Source organism: Agrobacterium sp. MA01 (assembly GCF_009650195.1).
Taxonomy (GTDB): Bacteria; Pseudomonadota; Alphaproteobacteria; order Rhizobiales; family Rhizobiaceae; genus Allorhizobium.
Genome location: NZ_CP045854.1, coordinates 3,951,005 through 3,973,265, shown reverse-complemented (window position 1 = coordinate 3,973,265; position 22,261 = coordinate 3,951,005). Strand labels below are relative to the sequence as shown.

10 protein-coding genes and 1 pseudogene are annotated in these 22,261 nt (G+C 61.2%); 7 read left to right on the top strand and 4 right to left on the bottom strand.

Features of this window, described 5'->3' with window-relative positions; translation table 11 throughout:
• Positions 1-14: 14 nt before the first annotated feature.
• From GH983_RS18980 to GH983_RS18965, 4 genes are all read left to right on the top strand, one after another.
• Positions 15-872 carry an SDR family oxidoreductase gene (locus GH983_RS18980; RefSeq protein ID WP_153763232.1) on the top strand — a complete coding sequence of 286 codons (858 nt, stop codon included), beginning with the start codon at positions 15-17 and terminating at the stop codon, positions 870-872.
• 42 nt (positions 873-914) lie between these two features.
• A complete protein-coding gene (locus GH983_RS18975) occupies positions 915-1,721 on the top strand; it encodes an alkaline phosphatase family protein (protein ID WP_153763231.1) in 807 nt (268 codons plus the stop codon).
• Positions 1,722-1,790: 69 nt separating this feature from the next.
• On the top strand, positions 1,791-2,507 hold the full coding sequence (locus GH983_RS18970; RefSeq protein WP_153763230.1) for an SDR family oxidoreductase: 717 nt from the start codon (positions 1,791-1,793) through the stop codon (positions 2,505-2,507).
• On the top strand, positions 2,501-4,039 hold the full coding sequence (locus tag GH983_RS18965; RefSeq protein ID WP_153763229.1) for a cryptochrome/photolyase family protein: 1,539 nt from the start codon (positions 2,501-2,503) through the stop codon (positions 4,037-4,039). Before GH983_RS18970 ends, GH983_RS18965 begins: the two co-directional genes overlap by 7 nt.
• 15 nt (positions 4,040-4,054) lie before the next feature.
• Here the strand turns inward: GH983_RS18965 and GH983_RS18960 are convergent, their stop codons facing one another.
• The gene (locus GH983_RS18960) at positions 4,055-5,800 is read right to left on the bottom strand and encodes a glucan ABC transporter ATP-binding protein/ permease (protein ID WP_054150324.1); all 1,746 of its coding nucleotides are present in this window, start codon (positions 5,798-5,800) and stop codon (positions 4,055-4,057) included.
• A 280-nt stretch (positions 5,801-6,080) separates the two neighbouring features.
• Between GH983_RS18960 and GH983_RS18955 the strand changes: the two are divergent.
• Positions 6,081-6,825 (top strand): annotated as a pseudogene (locus GH983_RS18955) (LuxR family transcriptional regulator).
• 117 nt (positions 6,826-6,942) lie between these two features.
• Entirely contained in the window at positions 6,943-10,404 is a 3,462-nt protein-coding gene (gene pyc, locus GH983_RS18950; protein ID WP_153763228.1) for a pyruvate carboxylase, read from the top strand.
• Positions 10,405-10,481: 77 nt separating this feature from the next.
• Here the strand turns inward: pyc and GH983_RS18945 are convergent, their stop codons facing one another.
• Complete coding sequence (locus GH983_RS18945; RefSeq protein WP_153763227.1) at positions 10,482-18,989, bottom strand: GH36-type glycosyl hydrolase domain-containing protein; 8,508 nt, start codon at positions 18,987-18,989, stop codon at positions 10,482-10,484.
• Positions 18,990-19,347: 358 nt separating this feature from the next.
• Positions 19,348-19,983 (bottom strand): TetR family transcriptional regulator C-terminal domain-containing protein, encoded by a 636-nt coding sequence (locus GH983_RS18940; protein WP_153763226.1) that lies wholly within the window; start codon positions 19,981-19,983, stop codon positions 19,348-19,350.
• A 161-nt stretch (positions 19,984-20,144) separates the two neighbouring features.
• Here GH983_RS18940 and GH983_RS18935 point away from each other — a divergent pair, with 161 nt between their 5' ends.
• A complete protein-coding gene (locus GH983_RS18935; RefSeq protein WP_069043999.1) occupies positions 20,145-21,284 on the top strand; it encodes a M20 aminoacylase family protein in 1,140 nt (379 codons plus the stop codon).
• Here GH983_RS18935 and GH983_RS18930 read toward each other — a convergent pair.
• A complete protein-coding gene (locus GH983_RS18930) occupies positions 21,266-22,144 on the bottom strand; it encodes a DMT family transporter (protein ID WP_069042841.1) in 879 nt (292 codons plus the stop codon). The two genes, GH983_RS18935 and GH983_RS18930, sit on opposite strands and share 19 nt — an antisense overlap.
• Positions 22,145-22,261: the final 117 nt, after the last annotated feature.

Here is a 22,261-nt window from a genome sequence, read left to right as displayed (position 1 = left end):
CGAGGAGATGACCCATGGCCGATTATCCGACGCCCCCATTTTCGCAGAAGAAAGTCCCGATGCCGGGCCGCACCTCGGACATGGATCCTAGGCCCGATCATGGCGAAGAAAGCTACAAGGGGTCGGGCAAGCTCGAAGGGCTGAAGGCGATCATCACCGGCGGCGACAGCGGGATCGGTCGGGCGGTGGCAATCGCCTATGCACGCGAAGGCGCCGATGTGCTGATCTCCTATATCGAGGAGGACGAGGACGCGCAGGACACCGCCCGTTGGGTGGAAAAGGCGGGGCGCAAGGCCGTGCTGGTCCGAGGGGATATCCAAAACGCTGATCATTGCAGAGAGATTGTCGACACAGCGGTTCGTGAACTCGGCGGCGTCGATATTCTCGTCAACAATGCCGCCCACCAGGCCACCTTCGATGACATCACGGAGATCCCGGACGAGGAGTGGGAGCTGACCTTTCGGGTCAACATCCATGCGATGTTCTATCTGACCAAGGCGGCCGTGCCGCATATGAAAAATGGCGGTTCGATCATCAACACGGCGTCGATCAACTCGGATAGCCCCAGCCCGCACCTTCTCGCCTATGCGACTACCAAGGGCGCGATCCAGAACTTCACGGCTGGGCTCGCACAAATGCTGGCGGAAAAGAATATCCGCGCCAATGCGGTAGCTCCTGGGCCGATCTGGACGCCGCTCATCCCCTCGACCATGCCGGAAGAGAAGGTCAAGAACTTCGGCAAACAGGTGCCGATGAAGCGGCCTGGGCAACCGGCCGAATTGCAAACGGCCTACGTGATGCTCGCCGATCCGCTATCGAGTTACGTGTCCGGCGCGACGATCGCTGTCACAGGTGGGAAGCCTATAATCTAAGTCGGCCTTGCCTTTGGCGCGCGGCGTGGCAAGTTGCGCGCCATGAACAAAGTGATCCTGATCGTTCTCGACGGGCTGCGTTACGATGCGGCCCGTACCTGTCTCGGCTACATGGAAGGTCTCGTGGCTGCGGGCCGCGCCGATGTGCTCAAGCTGACCTGCGAGCTACCCGCCATGTCACGTCCCCTCTATGAGACGCTGATGACTGGGCGGAAGCCCGTGGACCACGGTGTCGTCAGCAATGGCGTGGTGCGGCGCTCGGTGGGGGACAATCTCTTCGCGCGGGTTAGGGCACAGGGTGGCGTGACGGCTGCGGCGGCCTATCACTGGGTGTCCGAGCTTTATGTATCCTGCCCGTTCGACCGGTATCGTGATCGCATTCTTGTCGATGGTACAGGCGATATCACCCATGGCGTTTTCTACTGGGACGATGCCTATCCTGACAGCCATCTCTTCGCCGATGCCGAATGGCTGATCCGCGCCAAGGCACCGGACTTTCTCCTGCTCCATCCGATGAATGTCGACGATGCCGGCCACAAGCATGGGGGTGACAGCATCGGCTATCGCAATGCAGCGCGCCTGCAGGGGGATTTGCTTGCGCGACATCTGCCTGATTGGGTCGAGGCCGGTTACACGGTGATCGTCACCGCCGATCACGGCATGGGTGACGACGGCAATCATGCCGGGCCGACGCTACAGGAGACCGAAGTGCCGTTCTACACGGTCGGTTTCCGGCTTGGTCTCGATGTTGTGCTCAAGCAAACCGAGATTGCGGGGCTGATCTGCCGGTTGATGGAGATCGATCCTGGCGCGATGCCGTCTTTCGACGGCGCCATCGAACGCCCATGAGACAATCTGTGCCTGATCCGGTCTGGCTGCCTGCCGTATTGGGTAGCACAGACCTGCAGGAGTTTTCAGATGACCGACTTTTCCGGAATGACGTCCCTTAATCCCGGCTACCGCGCGCTCGTGCTTGGGGCAAGTGGCGGTATCGGCGGCGCCTTTGCCGCTGCGATCAAGGCCGATCCGAATTGCGGCAGCGTGGTCGAACTCTCCCGCAGCGTTGACGGGTTCGACATCACGGATGATGCGTCTGTCGCCGCTGCGGCTGCGCGACTTTCGGAAGCGGGCTTCAAGTTCGACCTGATCCTCTGCGCAACGGGTGCGCTCGTGATCAATGGCAATGGTCCGGAGAAGACGATCAAGGCGATCCAGGCCGATGTGATGGCAGCGCAGTTTGCGTTGAACGCGATCGGCCCGGCACTTGCGCTCAAGCACTTCGCACCACTGCTCTCCAATGAGGGCAAGAGCGTTTTTGCGACGCTTTCGGCACGGGTCGGCTCGATCGGCGACAACAAGCTTGGCGGCTGGATCTCCTACCGCTCCGCAAAATCGGCGCTGAACCAGATCACCCGCACATGTGCTATCGAAATCGCTCGTCTTCGACCGAAGAGCGTTGTGGTGGCGCTGCATCCAGGTTCCGTTGATACCGGCTTTTCCGGCGGTTTCTCCAAGACGCATGACAAGATCCAGCCGGCAGACAGTGTCGCCATGATGCTCTCGGTTCTGAATGGTCTTGAGCCCGCACAGACCGGTGGCTTCTTTGCCTATGACGGCCAGCCGATCGAATGGTGAAAGCATCGCGCATCCATCTCGTCCTCGGCGATCAGCTCAGTCACTCGCTGTCAGCGCTTGCCGATGCCGATCCTGAAACCTCGCTCGTGTTGATGGCGGAAGTCATGAGCGAGGCGACTTATGTGAAGCATCACAAGAAGAAGATTGCCTTTCTGTTTTCCGCCATGCGGCACTTTGCCGAGGAGTTGAGAGAAAAGGGTCTTTCCGTCCGTTATGTCACTCTGGACGATCCTCAGAACACGCAGAGCCTGAAAGGCGAACTTGCCCGCGCTCTTGCCGACACCGGCGCAGCCTCCGTCGTCGTGACGGAATGCGGGGAGTGGCGTCTGGCGGACGAGATGCGCGGATGGGAAGCCGCCCTCGGTGTGCCGGTCGAGATCCGGGAAGATGATCGCTTTCTCTGTTCGATCGAGGACTTCCGGGAATGGCGCAAAGGCCGCAAGCAGCTGCGCATGGAGTATTTCTATCGCGACATGCGCAGGCGTCACCGGGTGCTGCTGGAGGGCGAGGAGCCTGTCGGCGGCAAGTGGAATTTCGATGCCGAGAACCGCAAGCCACCGGCGGAGGGGTTGAAGGGGCCAAAGCGAATCAGCCACCGAAAGGATACGATCACCAAGTCCGTTCTGGACTTGGTCGAAGAGCGCTTCACCGGCCACATGGGCTCGCTCGCCAGCTTTCATTTTGCAGTGACTGCTGCCCAGGCGGAGATCGAACTTCAGCAGTTCATCGACGAGATCCTGCCCACTTTCGGTGACTATCAGGACGCGATGGTGAAGGGCGAGCCTTATCTCTACCACTCGCTGATCTCATCCTACGTCAATGCCGGCCTGCTTCTTCCGATTGACGTCATCCGGCGAGCGGAAGCGGCGTGGTTCGACGGGCGGGCGCCGCTCAATGCCGTCGAGGGCTTTATCCGGCAGATCCTCGGTTGGCGCGAATATGTGCGCGGTATCTACTGGACCGAGATGCCCGACTATGCCGGCCTCAATCATCTTGTTGCGTCGCGTCCCCTGCCGCAGATGTACTGGACGGCGAAGACCGACATGGCCTGCATGCGGGGTGCGGTCGGCGACACGATCGAACACGCCTATTCGCATCATATCCAGCGGCTGATGGTGACTGGCAACTTTGCCATGCTGGCCGGGATCGATCCTGCCCAAGTCTGTGAATGGTATCTTGCCGTCTATTCCGATGCCTATGACTGGGTCGAACTGCCCAACACGCTCGGCATGGCGCTTTATGGCGATGGCGGGATCATGGCGAGCAAGCCCTATGCGGCGAGCGGCAAATACATCGACCGGATGAGCAATTTCTGCGGCGGCTGTCGCTACGATCCAAAGCTGACGACGGGATCGAAGGCCTGTCCGTTCAATGCGCTTTACTGGGATTTCCTCGACCGCAACACAGAGAAGCTCGCGCGCAATCCGCGGCTTTCCAACATGTATGCGACCTGGCGGCGCATGGATCCCTTCAAGCAGGACGCCATCCGCAAGCACGCCACTGAGGTACTGGACAGACTCGATAGCCTCTGAACGGCTTCGAGAGCCTCAGATTGCCGGGCTGGGCTCTTCCTTCAGAAGGCCACTGGTGCGCAGGAGTGAGGTGAAGCGACCACCGAGCGCGCTCAGCTGATCGTAATTGCCCATCTCGATCACCTGGCCATGGTCGAGGAAGACGACAAGGTCGGCTTCGCGAATGGTCGAGAGGCGGTGGGCGATGATGAAGGTGGTGCGGTTCTTTCTGAGCCGGTCGATTGCCTGTTTGACGCGGGCTTCCGTTTCGACGTCAAGCGCGCTGGTGGCTTCGTCGAGCACGAGGATCGGGGCGTTCTTGAGGATCGCACGAGCAATGGCAATACGCTGGCGTTCGCCGCCGGACAGACGGTTGCCGCGCTCGCCGACATGGGTGTCGTAGCCGATCATGCGGCTTTCAATGAAGTCTGTAGCGGCGGCCGCTTCGGCCGCCTGGATGATTTCCTCCTCGGTCGCGTCCTCGCGACCAAGGCGGATATTCTCCTTGATCGAACGGTTCAGCAGGCCTGCATCCTGGAAAACAGTCGCGATCGAGTGGCGCAGCGACTTCCTGGTCACCTTGGCGATGTCCTGGCCGTCGATCAGGATCTGACCCGACTGGGGATCATAGACGCGCTGCAGGAGGTTTATGAGCGTGGTCTTGCCGGCGCCCGTTGGACCGACGATGGCAACCGTCTGGCCTGCGCGGGCATGGAAGGAAATATCGCGCACGCCCTGGGTGGTGGAGGCGAAATCGAAGGAAACATTGCGGAACTCCACATCGCCGCGAACCGGCTCGAGGTCGGCCGAACCTGCGCGCTCCTCGCGTTCCTGCACGGCGTCCTCAAGCTTGTAAAAGTCTTCGAGTTTAGATCGCGCTTCGAAGATCTGGTTCACGAAGGCGATCATCTGATCGAGACGGGAGATCAAGAGGGTGGCAAAGCCCGTGAAGGCGATGATGTCGCCTACCGTCAATTCGCCTCGCTGAACCAGCAGTGTGCCGATTACGAGGATGACGAGCATGGAGAGTGTCGAAGCGATGCGGTTCAGGGCGCCTGCCAGCGCCCACCAGTCGAGGACCGGATACTGAGCGGAGAGCAGCTTGGTCGTGTATTCTTTCAGCGCGCGCGTCTCCGCCTCGATGCGGTTGTAGCTGTGCAGAACCGAGACGTTGCTGATCGAGTCGCTCACATGGGAAAAGACCGTGTGATAGTGGCTCTCCACCGAGGCCTGGCCTTCCTTGGTCCTGTTCATCACTGTCTTGCCGATGATGACATAGAGGACAGCCAGGATGATCAGGACCGATGTGAGCCGCACGTCCATCGAAAAGGCGGTCGGGATCAACAAGGCCAATGCAACGGCTGTCGCCAGATGGGTTCGCATGAATTCCAGCCATAGCCCGAACAGCGTCTCACCCGCGCGCAACAGCGTATGCAGGGCATTCGAGGTGCCGCGCGTGTGGTGCCAGCTGAGCGGCATGGAAATGATCTTGCCGAATGATTCGGTCAGCAGATCCGCGCGGCGGCCATGGGCCAGTCGATCGGCCTGGCGCGCGACAAGCACATAGGCGACCGTATTGAATACGCCGAAGCAGCCCCAGGCGATCAGGATTCCCGTGGCGTCCCGCTTTTCCGAGATCGCATCAATGATGCGACCGAAAAGAATGGGCTCGAGGATCGTAATGACAGCGAGAACGACGTTCGCAGCGACGACGAGTGAAACTCGTAACTTGTAACTTGCAAGGTATTTCAGGGCCTTAAAATAAACTTGTAGCAGGGACAACTGGGTTCACCTTTGCCTGATGTCGCGAAACTCGCCGAATTTTCCGCTCGCGCAGTCCGCCAGCCAGAAAGGATGCCTAATGCGACAGCCATGCCGCCGCAAGATCCCACCCATGCCAGACAGCGCTTCGTGGTCGGGCGAAGCTAGAATTCCGCACGCCGCCATAGGTTTCCAATAACCCATTTTGACGGTAAACGTTCAAATTGCTTCGCGTGGCCGAAAAAGCCGTCGCTCGTGGCTTTTTAATGGTAATTTTAGTAGCGCATTTTGGAGAGACTTTGTGAATATCAACCAATTGCTGCATTTCCTTGTCATCGTCGATGAATGCCGATCGGCAGCCGAGGTTGTTTCGGAGCTGGAGAAACTGGTTCGAGGCTATGGCTTCGAGTATTATGGGGTTGTTCGCCAGCCGAAGCCGGACGAGAACCCGATGAACCTCGTCCTGACCGGCCACTGGCCCGAGGGTTGGCCGCAGCTCTATATCGCTAAGAAATACGTTCTGATCGATCCGACGATCCGCTATCTCGGACAGGCCCATGCCGGGTTCCGCTGGCGCGACGCGCGACGCGCTGCACGCTTTCCGTGCCGATCCGCATCGCAAGCGGATGGAGCGCATGCTTGGAGACAGCCTGCGTTTCGGCCTGGCGGATGGCTACATCTTCCCCGTTCATGGGCGAACAGGCCTGCTCGGCAATATGACGGTCGGCGGACGTCCTGTCGATCTTTCGCCAACTGAGATCGCGCTTTTCGATGCGGTGGCGAAGAAGGCCTACTGGCGTCTGCTCGAGTTCAAGCATGCGAACGAGACAGAAGCGACGAAGCCGATCGATACGCGGATGACGCGCCGCGAAATGGAAGTGCTGAACTATCTGGCAGATGGGCTGACGTCCAACGAGATCAGCAAGATCCTGAAGATCTCCAACCATACGGTCGACTGGTACATGAATGGTATTCAGGACAAACTAAATGCTAAAAATCGCCAGCATGTCGTGGCCTTGTCGTTCCGTCTCGGCCTGGTGACCTGAGAAGGGACGGAATTTTCTCGAGGTCGACCAAGGCAAATTGAACTTCCTAAAACAACGCGCTATGACTTTTCTTCGCAGGTGCACAATGCCCTGGCATATCGTTTTGGGGAGATCGAATTGCCAATATCCAAGATCCTTGTCGCCAACCGTTCGGAAATCGCGATCCGCGTCTTTCGCGCCGCCAACGAGCTCGGTCTGAAAACGGTCGCCATCTGGGCCGAGGAAGACAAACTCGCGCTGCACCGCTTCAAGGCGGATGAAAGTTACCAGGTTGGCCGCGGTCCGCATCTGGAGAGGGATCTTGGCCCGATCGAAAGCTATCTGTCGATCGATGAGATCATCCGCGTTGCCAAGCTGTCGGGCGCCGATGCCATTCACCCGGGCTACGGCCTCCTGTCGGAAAGTCCCGAGTTCGTGGACGCCTGCAACGATGCCGGTCTGATTTTCATCGGCCCGAAAAGCGATACGATGCGCCAGCTCGGCAACAAGGTTGCCGCCCGCAATCTCGCCATCAGCGTCGGCGTGCCGGTCGTACCCGCCACCAATCCGTTGCCGGACGACGAGGCCGAGATCCATCGGCTTGCCGCGGAGATCGGTTATCCCGTCATGCTCAAGGCCTCCTGGGGCGGTGGCGGTCGTGGCATGCGCGCCATTCGCGATCCGAAGGACCTGCTGCGTGAGGTAACGGAAGGCAAGCGCGAGGCCATGGCCGCGTTCGGCAAGGACGAGGTCTATCTCGAGAAGCTCGTCGAGCGTGCGCGCCACGTCGAGAGTCAGGTGCTCGGCGACACGCATGGCAATGTCGTGCATCTCTTCGAACGTGACTGCTCGATCCAGCGCCGCAACCAGAAGGTCGTCGAGCGAGCGCCAGCGCCCTATCTCAACGAAGCGCAGCGCCAGGAGCTGGCCGACTACTCGCTGCGTATCGCCAAGGCGACCAGCTATATCGGCGCTGGCACAGTCGAATATCTAATGGATGCCGACACCGGAAAATTCTACTTCATCGAGGTCAACCCGCGCATCCAGGTCGAGCACACGGTCACAGAAGTCGTGACCGGCATCGATATCGTCAAGGCACAGATCCACATCCTCGATGGCCACGCGATCGGGACGCCTGAATCGGGCGTGCCCAAGCAGGCTGACATCCGCCTCAACGGCCACGCGCTGCAGTGCCGCATCACCACCGAGGATCCGGAACAGAACTTCATTCCCGACTATGGCCGCATCACCGCCTATCGTTCGGCGGCCGGTTTCGGCATTCGTCTCGATGGTGGTACTGCCTATTCGGGTGCGATCATCACCCGCTACTATGATCCGCTGCTGGTCAAGGTAACGGCGTCGGGCAGCACGCCGCAGGAAGCGATCAGCCGCATGGACCGCGCGCTGCGCGAGTTCCGCATCCGTGGTGTTGCCACCAACTTGACCTTCCTCGAAGCGATCATCGGCCATCCGAGCTTCCGCGACAATTCCTACACGACCCGTTTCATCGATACGACGCCGGAACTCTTCCAGCAGGTGAAGCGTCAGGACCGTGCGACGAAGCTTCTCACCTATCTCGCTGATGTGACCGTCAACGGCCATCCGGAAGTAAAGGGTCGTCCCAAGCCGCCGGCCGATGCCGCCGAGCCGGTCGTTCCCTATATCGACGCCGATATCAAGCCGGGCACAAAGCAGCTGCTCGACGAGCTCGGGCCGAAGAAATTCGGCGACTGGATGCGCAACGAAAAGCGCATCCTGATGACCGACACGACCATGCGTGACGGCCACCAGTCGCTGCTGGCGACGCGTGTCCGCACACATGATATCGCGAGGATCGCGGATACCTATGCGCGGGCGCTGCCGAACCTGTTCTCGCTCGAGTGCTGGGGTGGCGCGACCTTCGACGTCTCGATGCGATTCCTGACCGAAGACCCGTGGGAGCGTCTCGCTCTCGTGCGTGAAGGCGCGCCGAACCTGCTCCTGCAGATGCTGCTGCGCGGCGCGAACGGCGTCGGCTACAAGAACTATCCCGACAACGTGGTGAAGTATTTCGTCCGCCAGGCGGCCCAGGGTGGGATCGACCTCTTCCGCGTCTTCGACTGCCTGAACTGGGTCGACAACATGCGGGTGTCGATGGATGCCGTCATCGAAGAGAACAAGCTCTGCGAGGCGGTGATCTGCTACACCGGCGACCTCCTCAACTCGGCCCGTCCGAAGTATGACCTCAAGTACTATACCGCGCTTGCCGCGGAGCTGGAAAAGGCCGGGGCGCATATCATCGCGGTCAAGGACATGGCGGGCCTGTTGAAGCCTGCCGCCGCCAAGGTGCTGTTCAAGGCCCTGCGTGAAGAGACGGGTCTGCCGATCCATTTCCACACCCATGACACCTCCGGCATTGCGGCTGCGACTGTGCTCGCCGCTGTTGAGGCCGGCGTCGATGCGGTCGATGCCGCCATGGACGCCTTCTCGGGCAATACCTCGCAGCCGTGCCTTGGCTCGATCGTCGAGGCCCTGCGCGGCTCCGAACGCGATCCAGGTCTCGATCCGCACTGGATCCGTCGTCTGTCCTTCTACTGGGAAGCCGTGCGCACGCAGTATGCGGCCTTCGAGAGCGACCTCAAGGGGCCGGCTTCGGAAGTCTATCTGCACGAAATGCCGGGTGGCCAGTTCACCAACCTCAAGGAACAGGCCCGTTCGCTCGGTCTTGAGACCCGCTGGCATGAAGTCGCCCAGGCCTATGCCGACGCCAACCAGATGTTCGGCGACATCGTCAAGGTAACGCCGTCGTCCAAGGTCGTCGGTGACATGGCGCTGATGATGGTGAGCCAGGATCTCTCTGTGGCCGAGGTCGAAAACCCGGCCAAGGACATCGCTTTCCCTGATTCGGTTGTCTCGATGCTGAAGGGCGATCTCGGTCAGCCTCCAGGCGGTTGGCCGGAAGCGCTGCAGAAGAAGGTGCTGAAGGGCGAGGAGCCCTATACGGCCGTGCCGGGCTCGCTTCTGCCGCCGGCTGATCTGGACGCCGAGCGCAAGGTGATCGAGGAGAAGCTCGGTCGTGAGGTCAGCGACTTCGAATTTGCCTCGTATCTTATGTATCCGAAGGTCTTCACCGATTACGCGCTCGCGGCCGACATGTATGGTCCGGTCTCGGTCATTCCGACGCCGCAGTATTTCTATGGCCTGCCTGCCGGCGAGGAACTGTTCCTCGACCTCGAAAAGGGCAAGACGCTTGTCATCGTCAATCAGGCGCTTGGCCATACCGACGACAAGGGTATGGTGACCGTGTTCTTCGAACTGAACGGGCAGCCACGCCGTATCAAGGTGCCGGATCGGGCCCATGGAGCTTCAGGCAGCGCCGTCCGCCGCAAGGCGGAAACCGGCCATACCGCGCAGCTCGGTGCGCCGATGCCGGGCGTCATTTCGCAGGTTTCCGTCTCTGCCGGCCAGACGGTCAAGTCTGGCGACGTCTTGCTTTCGATCGAAGCGATGAAGATGGAAACGGCGCTGCATGCCGACCGCGACGGGACGATTGCGGAAGTGCTGGTGCGGATTGGTGACCAGATCGACGCCAAGGATTTGCTGATCGTGTACTCGGCCTGACGGCCGGCACCATTGCGAAACAGCAAAGAGGCCCCGCCAGCGCTGGCGGGGCCTCTTTCGTTTGCTGCATTGGCTGCCTATTCGGCTGCCTTGATCTTCTGCTTGCGCGCCGGTTTCTTGGCCGGCGGCGGTGCAGGCGGTAGATCCTCACTGGTTGCCTGCAGCTTGCCATCGAGGGTCACATCGTAGCCTTCTGCGGTCCGTGTGACGGCGACAGCGACCTTTCGACCATCGACGTCGACCTTGGCCTTGAAGCCTTCCCAATGTTCGGGCAGGGCAGGGTTCACGACAAGCTCGCCGTCCTTGCGACGGATGCCGAGGAAGCCTTCGACCGCGAAACGATAGAGCCAGCCTGCAGATCCCGTGTACCAGGTCCAACCACCGCGTCCGGCATAGCCGTCGCCGCCATAGATATCGGCCGCAACGACGTAAGGCTCGACGCGATAACGCTCTGCCTCGTCTGCCGTTCTTGCATGATTGATCGGGTTCAACATTTCGAAGACGCGCCAGGCATCGGCGAGACGACCGGCCTGGACCAGGGACAGGCCGAGCCAGATCGCCGCATGGGTATACTGGCCGCCGTTTTCACGCACGCCAGGCGGATAGGCGCCAATGTAGCCCGGATCGATTTCGGGTTTTTCGAAAGCCGGCGTGAAGAGGCGGACGATGCCATTCTCTGCGTCTACAAGCTTCGAGACGGCGGAATCGAGTGCCTTTCCGGTATGGGCGGGATCTCCCATTCCGGACAGAACGCTCCAGGACTGGGCGATGGAGTCGATCTGGCACTGGCGTGAGTCATTCGAACCGAGCGGCGAGCCGTCGTCGAAATAGCCACGACGATAATGCTCTCCGTCCCAGCCTGCCGTTTCCAGGGCAGCCTTGAGCTTTGCCACATGCTCGCTCCAGCGGGCACTGCGGTCTCGATCGCCACGCTTGTCCGCCTGCAGCCTGAAACGTTCCAATGTGGCGGCAAGCAACCAGCCAAGCCAGACACTTTCGCCATGGCCTTCGATCCCGACGCGGTTCATGCCGTCGTTCCAATCGCCACCGAGGATCAAGGGCAGGCCGTGTTCTCCGGTGCGGGCAATGGCGAGGTCGAGCGCGCGAGCCGCGTGCTCATAGAGATCTGCCGTTTCAGCGGCGGTATTGGGCAGGAAGAAGCTGTCATGTTGACCCTGCGTAAGCTGCGGTCCGTCGAGGAACGGGATCTGTTCCGACAGGATCGCCTGGTCACCCGTCGCCGAGACATACTGGTCGACTGCATAGGCGAGCCAGACGACGTCGTCGGAGATCATGGTGCGGACACCCGCGCCTGTCTGCGGCAGCCACCAATGTTGAACGTCCCCTTCTACGAACTGACGCGCAGCGGCATTCAGGATCTGGCGACGGGCGAGCTGTGGTTCGACCGTCAGGAATGCCAGCGTGTCCTGCAACTGGTCGCGGAAGCCGTAGGCGCCGCTTGCCTGGTAGAAGCCGGCACGGCCGAAGATGCGGCAGGCAAGCGCTTGGTAGGGCAGCCAGCGATTGACGAGGTTGTCGAATGCCTTGTCGCCGGTTTCCACGGAGAGCTTGCCGGTGAAGCCTGTCCAGAAGTCGCGGTTGGCCTTGAGGACCGTCTCGAACCCTGAGCCGCGAACCGTCTTCACAAGATCGACTGCGGCTTCCGCTGTCTCGGTTTCACCGAGCAGGAAGGTCATGTCGCGCGACTGACCGGGAGCAAGCTCGACATCGAAGGCAATTGCCGCACAAGGGTCGCTTTCGCTCTCGATCGAGCCCGTAAGTCCCGAGGCACGGGCGACGGCCTGTGGCAGCTTGATCGTGCCGTTGCGACCGATGAATTCGCGCCGGCTGGCCGTATAGCCATCCGGCTGTTCCGGTCCAGCCAGGAAGGCGAAGCGGCCCGGATAGTTGATGTCATACGGATTGGAGGCAAGCAGTGCCCCAGTCTCCTCATCGAAGGTCGACAGAACGAAAGGTGCGGTGCGGGCCGGATTGTTGCCGAGGACCCATTCTGCGTAGCCATAGATGCGGAACTTGCGTGGCTCCGGGCTCGCATTCTTCAGCCGGATCTTCGTGAGCTTCACCGGGCGCTCGCGATCCACAGTCTGGGTCAGTTCGATTTCGAGATCGCCATGCTGGCTGACGAAGGTTGAGTAACCCATGCCGTGGCGTGTCTCGAAGGTGGCCGCAGGATCGGTGTTCAGCGCGCTGACGGTCGCATAGGCGCGTCCGCTGCCAAGATCGGTGACGTAGAAGGCCTCGCCCGGACGGTTTACCACGGGATCGTTGGTCCAGGGCGTTACCTGGTAGTCGCGCGAGTTCTGGCTCCAGGTGAAGCCGGCCCCTTCTGCCGAGACGTGGAAGCCGAAGTTCTCGTTGGCGATGACGTTGATCCACGGCTGCGGCGTTGCCGCAGATCCGTCGAGACGCACGACATACTCCGAACCGTCTTTCGAGAAACCGCCGAAGCCGTTCCAGACGTCGAGGTCGGAACCGTCGATCACGCGGCCCGTTTTGGCGGGTGCCGACTGTACGGGCGGCAAGCCGGCCCATTCGAGCTCACCATCGATCGTGCGCGGAGTGGCGAAGAGCGAGACGGCGCGGTTCACCTGGTCGACGATCTTGCCGTTGCGGGTGTGGAGTACAACGCGGGCGGCTGCCAGGACTGCAAGTGTCGAGCCCTCGTCCTGCAGGTCGTCGCGGACCGTGAACACATGCTGGCGACCGCCGGGCAGGCGGTGGCGCAGATTGTCCGCCATCTGGTCGAGCGCATGCTGCATGTCCTGCGCATAGGAGGTCGCGCGCTCGTTAATAATCGCGAGATCGGCCACGACGCCGCGGCGACGCAGATATTCCAGTGCACTCATCGCCTCGCGGGCGATGTCCATGTCCATGTCGTCGTTGATGCGCAGCGCAAAGATCGGGAAGTCGCCCGAAATCGCCATGGGCCACAGCGCCGACTGCGACCTCAGCCCCTTGCGGACCGTTTCGGGATCCGCACGCAGGTGATTGTCGGGATAGGTCAGGTAACGGCCCAGATGCTGGAAGGCAGCCGCCTGCTGTGAGGTGATGCCGATGTGGCGAAGCTCGACCTGGGCACGCGTCCAGGCATGGATGAGCTCGTGGCTGAAGGCATCCGGATGACGGTAGCGTTCGATCGCCTGATCGATTTCCTCGCGGTTCGGGGCGGCCATGGTCCAGAAGATCACCTGGACCTTCTTGCCAGCCGGCACGCGCACCACGCGGCGGAGGCTGAGGATCGGATCGAGCGTAAATCCTTCCGAGCCGGAGAGGTTGGCGCCGGGGTCAAAGGCGGCTGCCTCTCCGAGGCTGCGGCCACGGCCGAGGAACTTGCGGCGGTCGGTTTCGAATTCCGTCGGGCGACCCTGGCCCGCACTGTCGACCACCAGATGGGCAACGCAGATATCCGGATCGGACGGGCTGCGCTTGTTGCGCTCGGCGCGGATCACGTCCCGGCGACGACCGAATTCGGTCTTGACGAACATGCGCGAGAAGAGCGGATGGGCGTTGTCGCTATCCTCGTAGGCCAGCACCGGCTCGGTGTAGGACGTGACCTCGATGTAGCGGTCTTCCGTGCCGGTGTTCAGGATCGTCAGTCTGCGGCCTTCGGCATCATGCTCGGTGCCGACGATGCATTCGACCGAGGTCGAGATGTCGCCGACGGTCTTGAAGAATTCCGCCTTGTCGTCGCCGAAGATGACCTTGGTCTTTTCATCTTCTGCGCGGCGCGGCGCCGATGTCGCCGACCACCACTCATTGGTGGCGGTATCGCGCAGGAAGAGGAAGGTGCCCCAGCGGTCTTCGGTCGTGTCGGGTTTCCAGCGGGTGACGGACTGACCGTTCCAGCGCGAGAATCCGGAGCCGGTGGCTGTCATCATCACAGAATAGTGGCCATTCGAAAGGAAGACGACTTCGCGGTCCTTGGTCGCGGGATCCTCGATCGTGCGGACTTCGGCGCGCAGAAGGTCCGCCTGGCCCTTGCCCGGGGTCTGTGGCTCGTATTTCGCGCTCATGACCGGGATTTCGCGGGGCGTCTTCTCCTGCAGGAGAAGTTCTGCCGCTTCGATCACCGGATCGGCGTGGAAGAGCGCGCGCAGGCGGCCGTTGAAGGCGACATTGGCGATGGCTGCGATCGACATGCCATGATGGTGGGCATAGTAGTTGTAGACGACAGCGCATTTCTTGCCGTCTGGCAGGCGCGTCGGGGTGAAGTCGACCGCGTCGTGGAAACCGTAAGCCCCGAGCGCGCCGAGCTTGCGCAGGCGTTTGAGGTTCTCAAGCGCTGCCTCGGGGTAATACTGGCTTGCGAGGATCGAGGCATAGGGTGCCACAACGGCGTTCTGGCCGAGGCCGCGTTTCAGGCCGAGTGTCGGCACACCGAAGTTGGTGTACTGATAGTTCATCTCGTGGTCGCGGGCATTGAAGGCTGCTTCCGAAATGCCCCAGGGGATGTTCAGCCGGCGGCCGTGGTTCATCTGTTCGATGACCACGAGATTGTTCGTCTGGTTGAGAATGCCACCCTGTCGCTCCTGCATGACGAGCGGCGGCATCAGATACTCGAACATCGAGCCCGACCAGGAGATCAGCGCAGCGCGGGCACCGATCGGCACGACCTGGCGACCGAGGCGGTACCAGTGTTCCGTCGGCAGATCACCCTTGGCAATCGCAAACAGGCTGGTCAGACGGCATTCCGACGCGAGCAGGTCGTAGCAGGCCTCGTCCAGTTCGCGGGCGTCGACGCGATAACCGATCGACAGCAGGCGACGCTCCGGTCGGAAGAGGAAGGTGAAATCCATCGAGAAGGCGAGGTTGCGGGCGCGCTCGGAGAGCTGGCTCAGGCGCTGGCGCAGCGGATCGATGTTCGAGAGGTCGAATGCGGTGTCGGCAATGTGGGCTTCGCAAACCGACACCAGCGATTCCGTCCAGCGAACGACTTCCGCACTCGCCTCCGAGCGAATTTCGTGGTGGAGATTTGCCGCCAGTTTTTGTGCGTCACGCGCGAGCACGGCAAGATTGATGATGCGGATCGAGGCGAATTCATGCTCGCGCTTGACGGCGGCAAGCGCCGTGTTGAAGCCGATGATGCGTTCCTCAAGACGACGACGGAGCGGACGCACCGTCTTTCGGTCGTCCGGCAGCTCGCCGAGGACTTCGAGCAGGATGCCGCCGACATCGCCGATGCCGTCGAAATTGCCCTGAAGGTGTGCGGACGGCGCCTCCGCCCATTCGCGGCAGGCCGAGGAGATCGCGATCAGATGGCCGGCGAGATTGCCGCTGTCGACCGCCGAAATATACTTCGGGCCAAGCGTGTTGAGCGTGTCCGTGTAGTACCAGTTGTAGAGATGGCCACGATACTTCTCCATCCGTTCGACGGTGGAGATCGTCTGCTCCATGCGCTCAATGGTCTGTTCGAAGCTCAGCCAGCCGAAATGGCGAGCGGAGACGACGGAGAGCAGATAGACGCCGATATTGGTCGGCGAGGTGCGATGGGCGATCAGCGGTTCCGGCGTTTCCTGGAAATTGTCCGGGGGCAGATAGTTGTCGCCGGCGGTCGTGAAGGTCTCGTAGTAGCGCCAGGTGCGGCGAGCGATCTTGCGCAGTTCGTACGAGACGTTTTCTGGAACCTCGAGGCTGTCTTCCGTTTCGGCAGACTGGCTGACATACCAGGCGAGTAGAGGCGACAGGACCCAGAGGAAGGCGAACGGAAGGCCGATCAGATAGCCATAGCCGCCGGGTATGGCCGCGACGCCGACCGAGAGGATGGCGAGGATCGGCGCATGGCGCATGTTCTCGTAATATGAGGCGATCGAGCCCTGGGCTGCCGACTGGACGCTGGCGGCCGTGCGCCATTCGAGCAGCAGCTTGCGGCTCACCAGCATGCGGTAAAGCGAGCGGGCGATGGCATCGGCCATCATGCAGGCATTGTCGGCGATGAAGACGATGCGGAGCGCGACCTGGGCGTTGATCGAGCGGACTTCCGACCACAGCGTTTGGAAATGCGCGGCCGGCACGATATCGGTCTGACGCGGGACGATGCCCGACAAAAGCGATAGGGTCGGGGCGACGAAGAGGCTGAAGATCAGAAGCAGCTGCCAGATGGTGGCGCCCACCGGCTCCATGGTGGCCCAGCCGAGAACCGAGGCGGCATACCAGGCAATCGGGGTCAGCGAGCGGCGCAGGTTGTCGACCATCTTCCAGCGGCCGAGGCTGGTGATGCCGCGGCTGGTATCGCCGATATAGGGGATGAGCTGCCAGTCGCCGCGGGCCCAGCGATGCTGGCGCGAGATCTCGACCTCGTATCGGGTTGGAAAGTCTTCGACCAGCTCGACGTCGGTGACAAGCGCGCAGCGGGCGAAGGAACCTTCGAGCAAGTCGTGGCTGAGCACGCTGTTCTCGTCGATGCGGCCCTTGATCGCCGTCTCGAAGGCGTCGACGTCGTAAAGGCCCTTGCCAGTGAAGGTGCCTTCGGCGGTGATGTCCTGATAGACGTCGGAGACCGTGAAGACATAAGGGTCGAGGCCGCGGTTCATCGAGAAGATGCGCTGGAAGACCGAGGCATCCTTGCCCGTGGTCAGAGAGGGCGTGACACGCGGCTGCAGGACGCCGTAGCCGCTGATCACGCGGCCGGTCTTCTCGTCATGCACCGGACGATTGATCGGATGGTGCATCTTGCCGACGAGCTTGGTGACGGCGTCGCGCATCAGGCGCGTGTCGGCATCGAGCGTCATCACGTAACGCACGTTTTCCGGCACCATATTGGCGCCCGGGAGATAGGAGGTGTCGCGATCGCCGCGCAGCAGCAGGTTCAGCTCGTGCAGCTTGCCGCGCTTGCGCTCCCAGCCCATCCAGCAGCCTTCGGCCTCGTTGTAGAGGCGGCGACGATGCAAGAGGTAGAAGCGGTTCCTGCCGCCGAAATCGTAGCGACCATTGAGCTGGGCGAGTTCGCGTTTGGCGTAATCGAGGACCTCCAGATCGGCAGGGGTCTCTTCCGTCTGGCTGTCCTTCCAGTCGCTCAAGAGCGCGAAATAAATCTCGCCATGCGGGTTGGTCAGGTAGTGGACTTCGAGATTGCGGATGAGTTCGTCGACGTCGTCACGCTTGGTGATCATGCAGGGCACGACGACGAGGGTGCGTGCTTCCTCGGGAATGCCCTGCTTGAACTCGTAGCCGGTCAGGCGGAACGGTTTGACGAAGAAGGTGACAAGCGTGTTGAACAGTCCCGTCGCGCCTTCGGAAACCGGCAGCGAGACCAGGACCAGCAGGACCATGATGAGCGAGGTCGGCAGGCCGGCCTGATTAAGGAAGTAACCGATAACCGCTAGGGCTGCGACGGTGAGCGCAATGACGGGGATTGCGATGGAGAGCCAGTTCAGGCGCTTTATGCCGTCGGTCAGGATCCGGGAGAGAGGCTGGCTGTAGCCGATGGCGTTTTCCAGCTCGGTCCGTCTGTTGCCGACGAGATAGCTTCCAACATCGAGCTGTCCATCGGGTCCCGCCGATTGTGTCGCCAGATCGATCGCCGTCTGGGCAATCTCGATCTCGCTCTGGTCGCAGCGACGCGCCAGCCTTTCGATCGTGTTGCGATAGGCGTTTCGCGAGCCGAAATCGAGTTCGCGGTAATCGGTGTGCTGGCCGAGGACCCGGTCGACATGGCTGACCTCTTCGACCCAGACCGACCATTCCTTGTCGTCGATCTCGCGCAGGCCCCGCACGATGTTGCCCATCGTAACGTTGCCGGAGGAGAGACGGTTGTGTTCGGCGTCCATCGCCTCCTGGGCGGTGCGGCCGGCCGCTTCCAGTCGGCTTTCCAGCCATTCGACGGCAAAGCTCGTGTTCTGCGAGCCATTGCGCAGGCGGTACAGGAACTGTGTCGCGAAGGTGTTGTCGTCAGCCAGCTGCTCGATCTGGCTGAGATAGGTCGCGGCCGCCACAGGATCGTTGAGACGGATGATCTCGTCGGCGACCTCGTTGGCCCGGCGACGCATCCGGCGGGAGCGATCGACGCGGGTTGCGATGCGTCGGAGATTTTCGATGAGCACGAAGCGCGCGATCGACGGCAGTGCCCAGAGTTCACCGATCTCCAGCGTCCGGTGCTGCTGGTAGCCCTCGACAAGGGCCGTCATGCTTTCCTGGCTGACTGTCGAGTGGGTATGCGCGACGTAGAGCCATGCCATCGCCATTGTCCGCGGGATTTCACGGCTTCCCACCTTCATCGTCGGCAGCTGGCGATAGAACTTCTTCGGGAAGTCGCGGCGAACTTCCTGGATCGCTTCTTCGATGATGTAGTGGTTGTCGAGCAGCCACTCGGCCGCAGGCGTGATCGTGGCCCCGGCTTCGACGTCAGCCGCCGTCGCGCGATAGACGCGCAGGATCTCGCGCTCGTTTTCCTTGTGCCTAGCGAAGAAGTCGAAGTCCAGCAGGCCGGGTAGTTCATCGACGCCGTTCAGCGCCAGAGAAGCGGCGCTTTCCCGCAATTCCTCGATCGTAAAATAGGCAGATCGTATGGAATCGTTATGGTCGATCTGCTTGGTTTCGAGGTCGCGCGATGGGACATGCAGCGTCATGAAAAATAGGTTCTCGGTTCGATGGTTCAATAGAAAGCCGTTGTGGTCCGACCGTCCGGTCTTCGCCGCCGCGCCTCATTGCACAAAATTGGGTTGTTGACCAACAATCGAGGCAGAAAGAGGCCGTAATACGACGGCTAACAGAGGCGGTTGAACTCTCTTTGCGACTTTCGCATCCTGGCAGGTGAGTTGGCGTTTTTATGCCTTATTTCAAGCGGCTGGCCAAGGGGCTTGATCGCAGCCGCCGAGCATCGATCAAGCAGGTCGAAACTTCGCAGGTCAGCGATCTGTCGGTGAGGTTACCAGATCGCGAACGCGACGCGTACCGGATGCTTGTTTGCGATGCGGGTCTCATCTCTCAGTCCGCACCTCTCAAGGACAATCCGCCCAGCAGAGCCTCGACGGCATCCAGTGCGATCTGCGGCAAACGTCCCTCGTCGAAGAGGTCACTTGCGAGCGAATTCTCAAGCCACAAACCGTCGATGAGGCCGTTGATCGCGACCGCGAGATGCCGGACTTCGGAGAAGGGCGGGTTGTGCCGTCGCGCCGCCAAGACGGCTCCGACAAGGTCTTCGAGTATGCCGATGAAGACCAGATAGTTTTCTCGATGGATGCGGGCGAGTTCCTCGTCCGATCGCACCCGACCGATGAACGCTGCCCAGAGGGACAGTGCTTTCGGATCGGCAATCGGTGGGCTGACATTGGCAACGATGAAGTCGTGCAGGCGCCGCTGCGGGTTCGCCCCGACTTCCGCCATGGCATCGACGGCGGAGCCGGTCATTCCTGCCAGCATTTCGCGATAGGCCGCCTGGACCATTTCGTCCTTGCCGGAGAAATAATGACGGATCAAACCGCCGGTCACGCCGGCTCTGGCGGCGATGTCGCGGACGGTCGCGCCTTCCAGGCCATGTTCCGAAACGCTGTCCAAGGTCGCCGCGATCAGATCCTTCCGGCGCTCGGCTTCACCGGCACGCTGGAACGTGCGTCGTGTCATGGTGGTCTCTCCGGCACGGATAGGGCAGCAGATTTTCGTCAGCGATGGACGTCTTTTTATACGGTTGAACAACTGGCCGGCAAGTGCCACAGTCTGCGCTTTCATGCTCATGCCCAGACGACCGAAAGGTAATTTCCGTGACGATCCACGCGCCCAATGTGATGGCTGAAGTGCTTGCGACGCGGCATCATCTGCATCGGTTTCCGGAGATCGGCCTGTCGGAGTTCAAGACGTCGGATTATGTCGCCGAACAACTGACCGCTTTCGGCTATGAGGTGACGCGCGGGCTTGCCAAGACCGGTATTGTCGCCACCCTCAGAAACGGGTCGAGCGAGCGAAGCATCGGCATTCGAGCCGACTTCGACGCTCTGCCGATCCTCGAAGAGACCGGTCTTCCCTATGCCAGCGAGATACCGGGCGTGATGCATGCCTGTGGCCATGATGGTCATACCGCAATGCTGCTCGGTGCGGCGAAGATCCTCGCCGAACGGCGGAATTTCGATGGTGTCATTCACCTCATCTTCCAGCCAGCCGAAGAGAATTTCGGCGGAGCCCGGATCATGATCGAGGATGGCCTCTTCGATCGCTTCCCCTGCGATGCAGTTTTCGCGCTGCATAACGATCCGGAGATCCCGTTCGGCCATATCGCGCTCCGGGAAGGGCCGATAATGGCTGCCGTCGACGAGTGCAAGATCACCGTCAACGGCCGTGGTGGTCACGGGGCCGAACCGCAATCGACGGCCGATCCCATTGTGTGTGGCGCGTCCATCGTCATGGCGCTGCAGACAATCGTGTCGCGCAACATCCACCCGCTCGATCCGACCGTCATCACCGTCGGCGGGTTCCATGCGGGTGCGGCGAGCAATGTCATTCCGGAGCGGGCGGAGATGGTGCTGTCGATCCGCTCCTTCGATCCCAAGGTCCGCGACCAGCTCGAGCAGCGCATTCGGGCGGTGGCCGAAGGTCAGGCGGCGAGTTACGGCATGGGCGTGACCATCGACTATGAGCGGGGATACGACCCGACCATCAACCACAAGGCCGAAACGGATTTCGTCCGCGATCTCGCGGTGAGCTTTGCTGGACAGGACAAGGTCTATGACCTGCCGCGCCCGATGATGGGGAGCGAGGATTTCGCCTACATGCTCGCCAAGCGCCCGGGCAGCTACTTCTTCCTCGGCACGCAACGGACACCCAACGATCCGCCGCTGCACCACCCACGCTATGACTTCAACGACGATATCCTGCCCGTCGGGACCACCCTCTGGGTGGAGCTTGCAGAGCGCTATCTCTCGAGGTCCTGAGCGGGCATTTTGCGCCGCTGGGCAAAGAGAATGATCAGGCCTGCGCCGGCGATCAGTACGGCGCCGGCCCAGACATTCGGTCCCGGGATGTCTCCCCATATCGCGTAGCCAAGCGCGAAGGCCCAGACAAGCGCCGTGTATTCCAGGGGCGCAATCACCGAGATCGGCGCGCGGCGCAGTGCCTCGAAAAAGCTCATCTGACCAAGACCGCCGATGAAGCCGACGGCCAGCAACAGGATTTGCGTCGGACCGCTTGGGGTTGTCCAGGAGAGGATGGCCATGGGTGTCGTCAGGGCCAGGAAGAAGACATTCGTCATCGTCATCTGAACCATGCTGCTGGCGCTCTTGCTGGTGGTTCTGAGCAGCGTCGTGGCGATCGCCCAGCAGACGGCGGCGATGAGGGCGAGGTAGACGGGCCAGCCGGTCGCAAGGCCTGTCGGATTGCTGGCGACGACCACACCGACGAAGCCGGTGATGACGGCAATCCAGCTGCTCATGGGAACTCGTTCGCCCAGAATGGGGATGGCGAGCAGAATCGCTGCGATTGGTGCGGCGAAGTAGAGTGTCGTGAGATCGGCGAGCGGCAGATGCTTGGCCGCGTTGAAATAACAGAGCCAGGCGGCGAGCAGGAAAAGACTGCGCAGCATCATCGGGCGAAGCGCCGGCGACGTCACCGTCTCCCGCGCGAGTGAGCGGCCACCGAGGATGTAACAGCCAAGCAGGATCGCAATACTGCGGCAAAACAAGATCTGCCAGACGGTTGTCGTTTCCACGAGCAACTTGATCATGGCGTCGTGCATGGCAAAGAAGAGATAGGCGAGACTGGAGAGCAGGATGCCAGCGCCAACGGCGGTTTTCACGGAAGCGTCTTTCGGGTCGGGCGGCGCAAGCAGAGGGCCGCAATGACTATCTGTGTCAGACGCCGGCTCGTCCCTGTCAATCCCCGTTCAGAACTCCCGACAATGTTGTCATGCGAA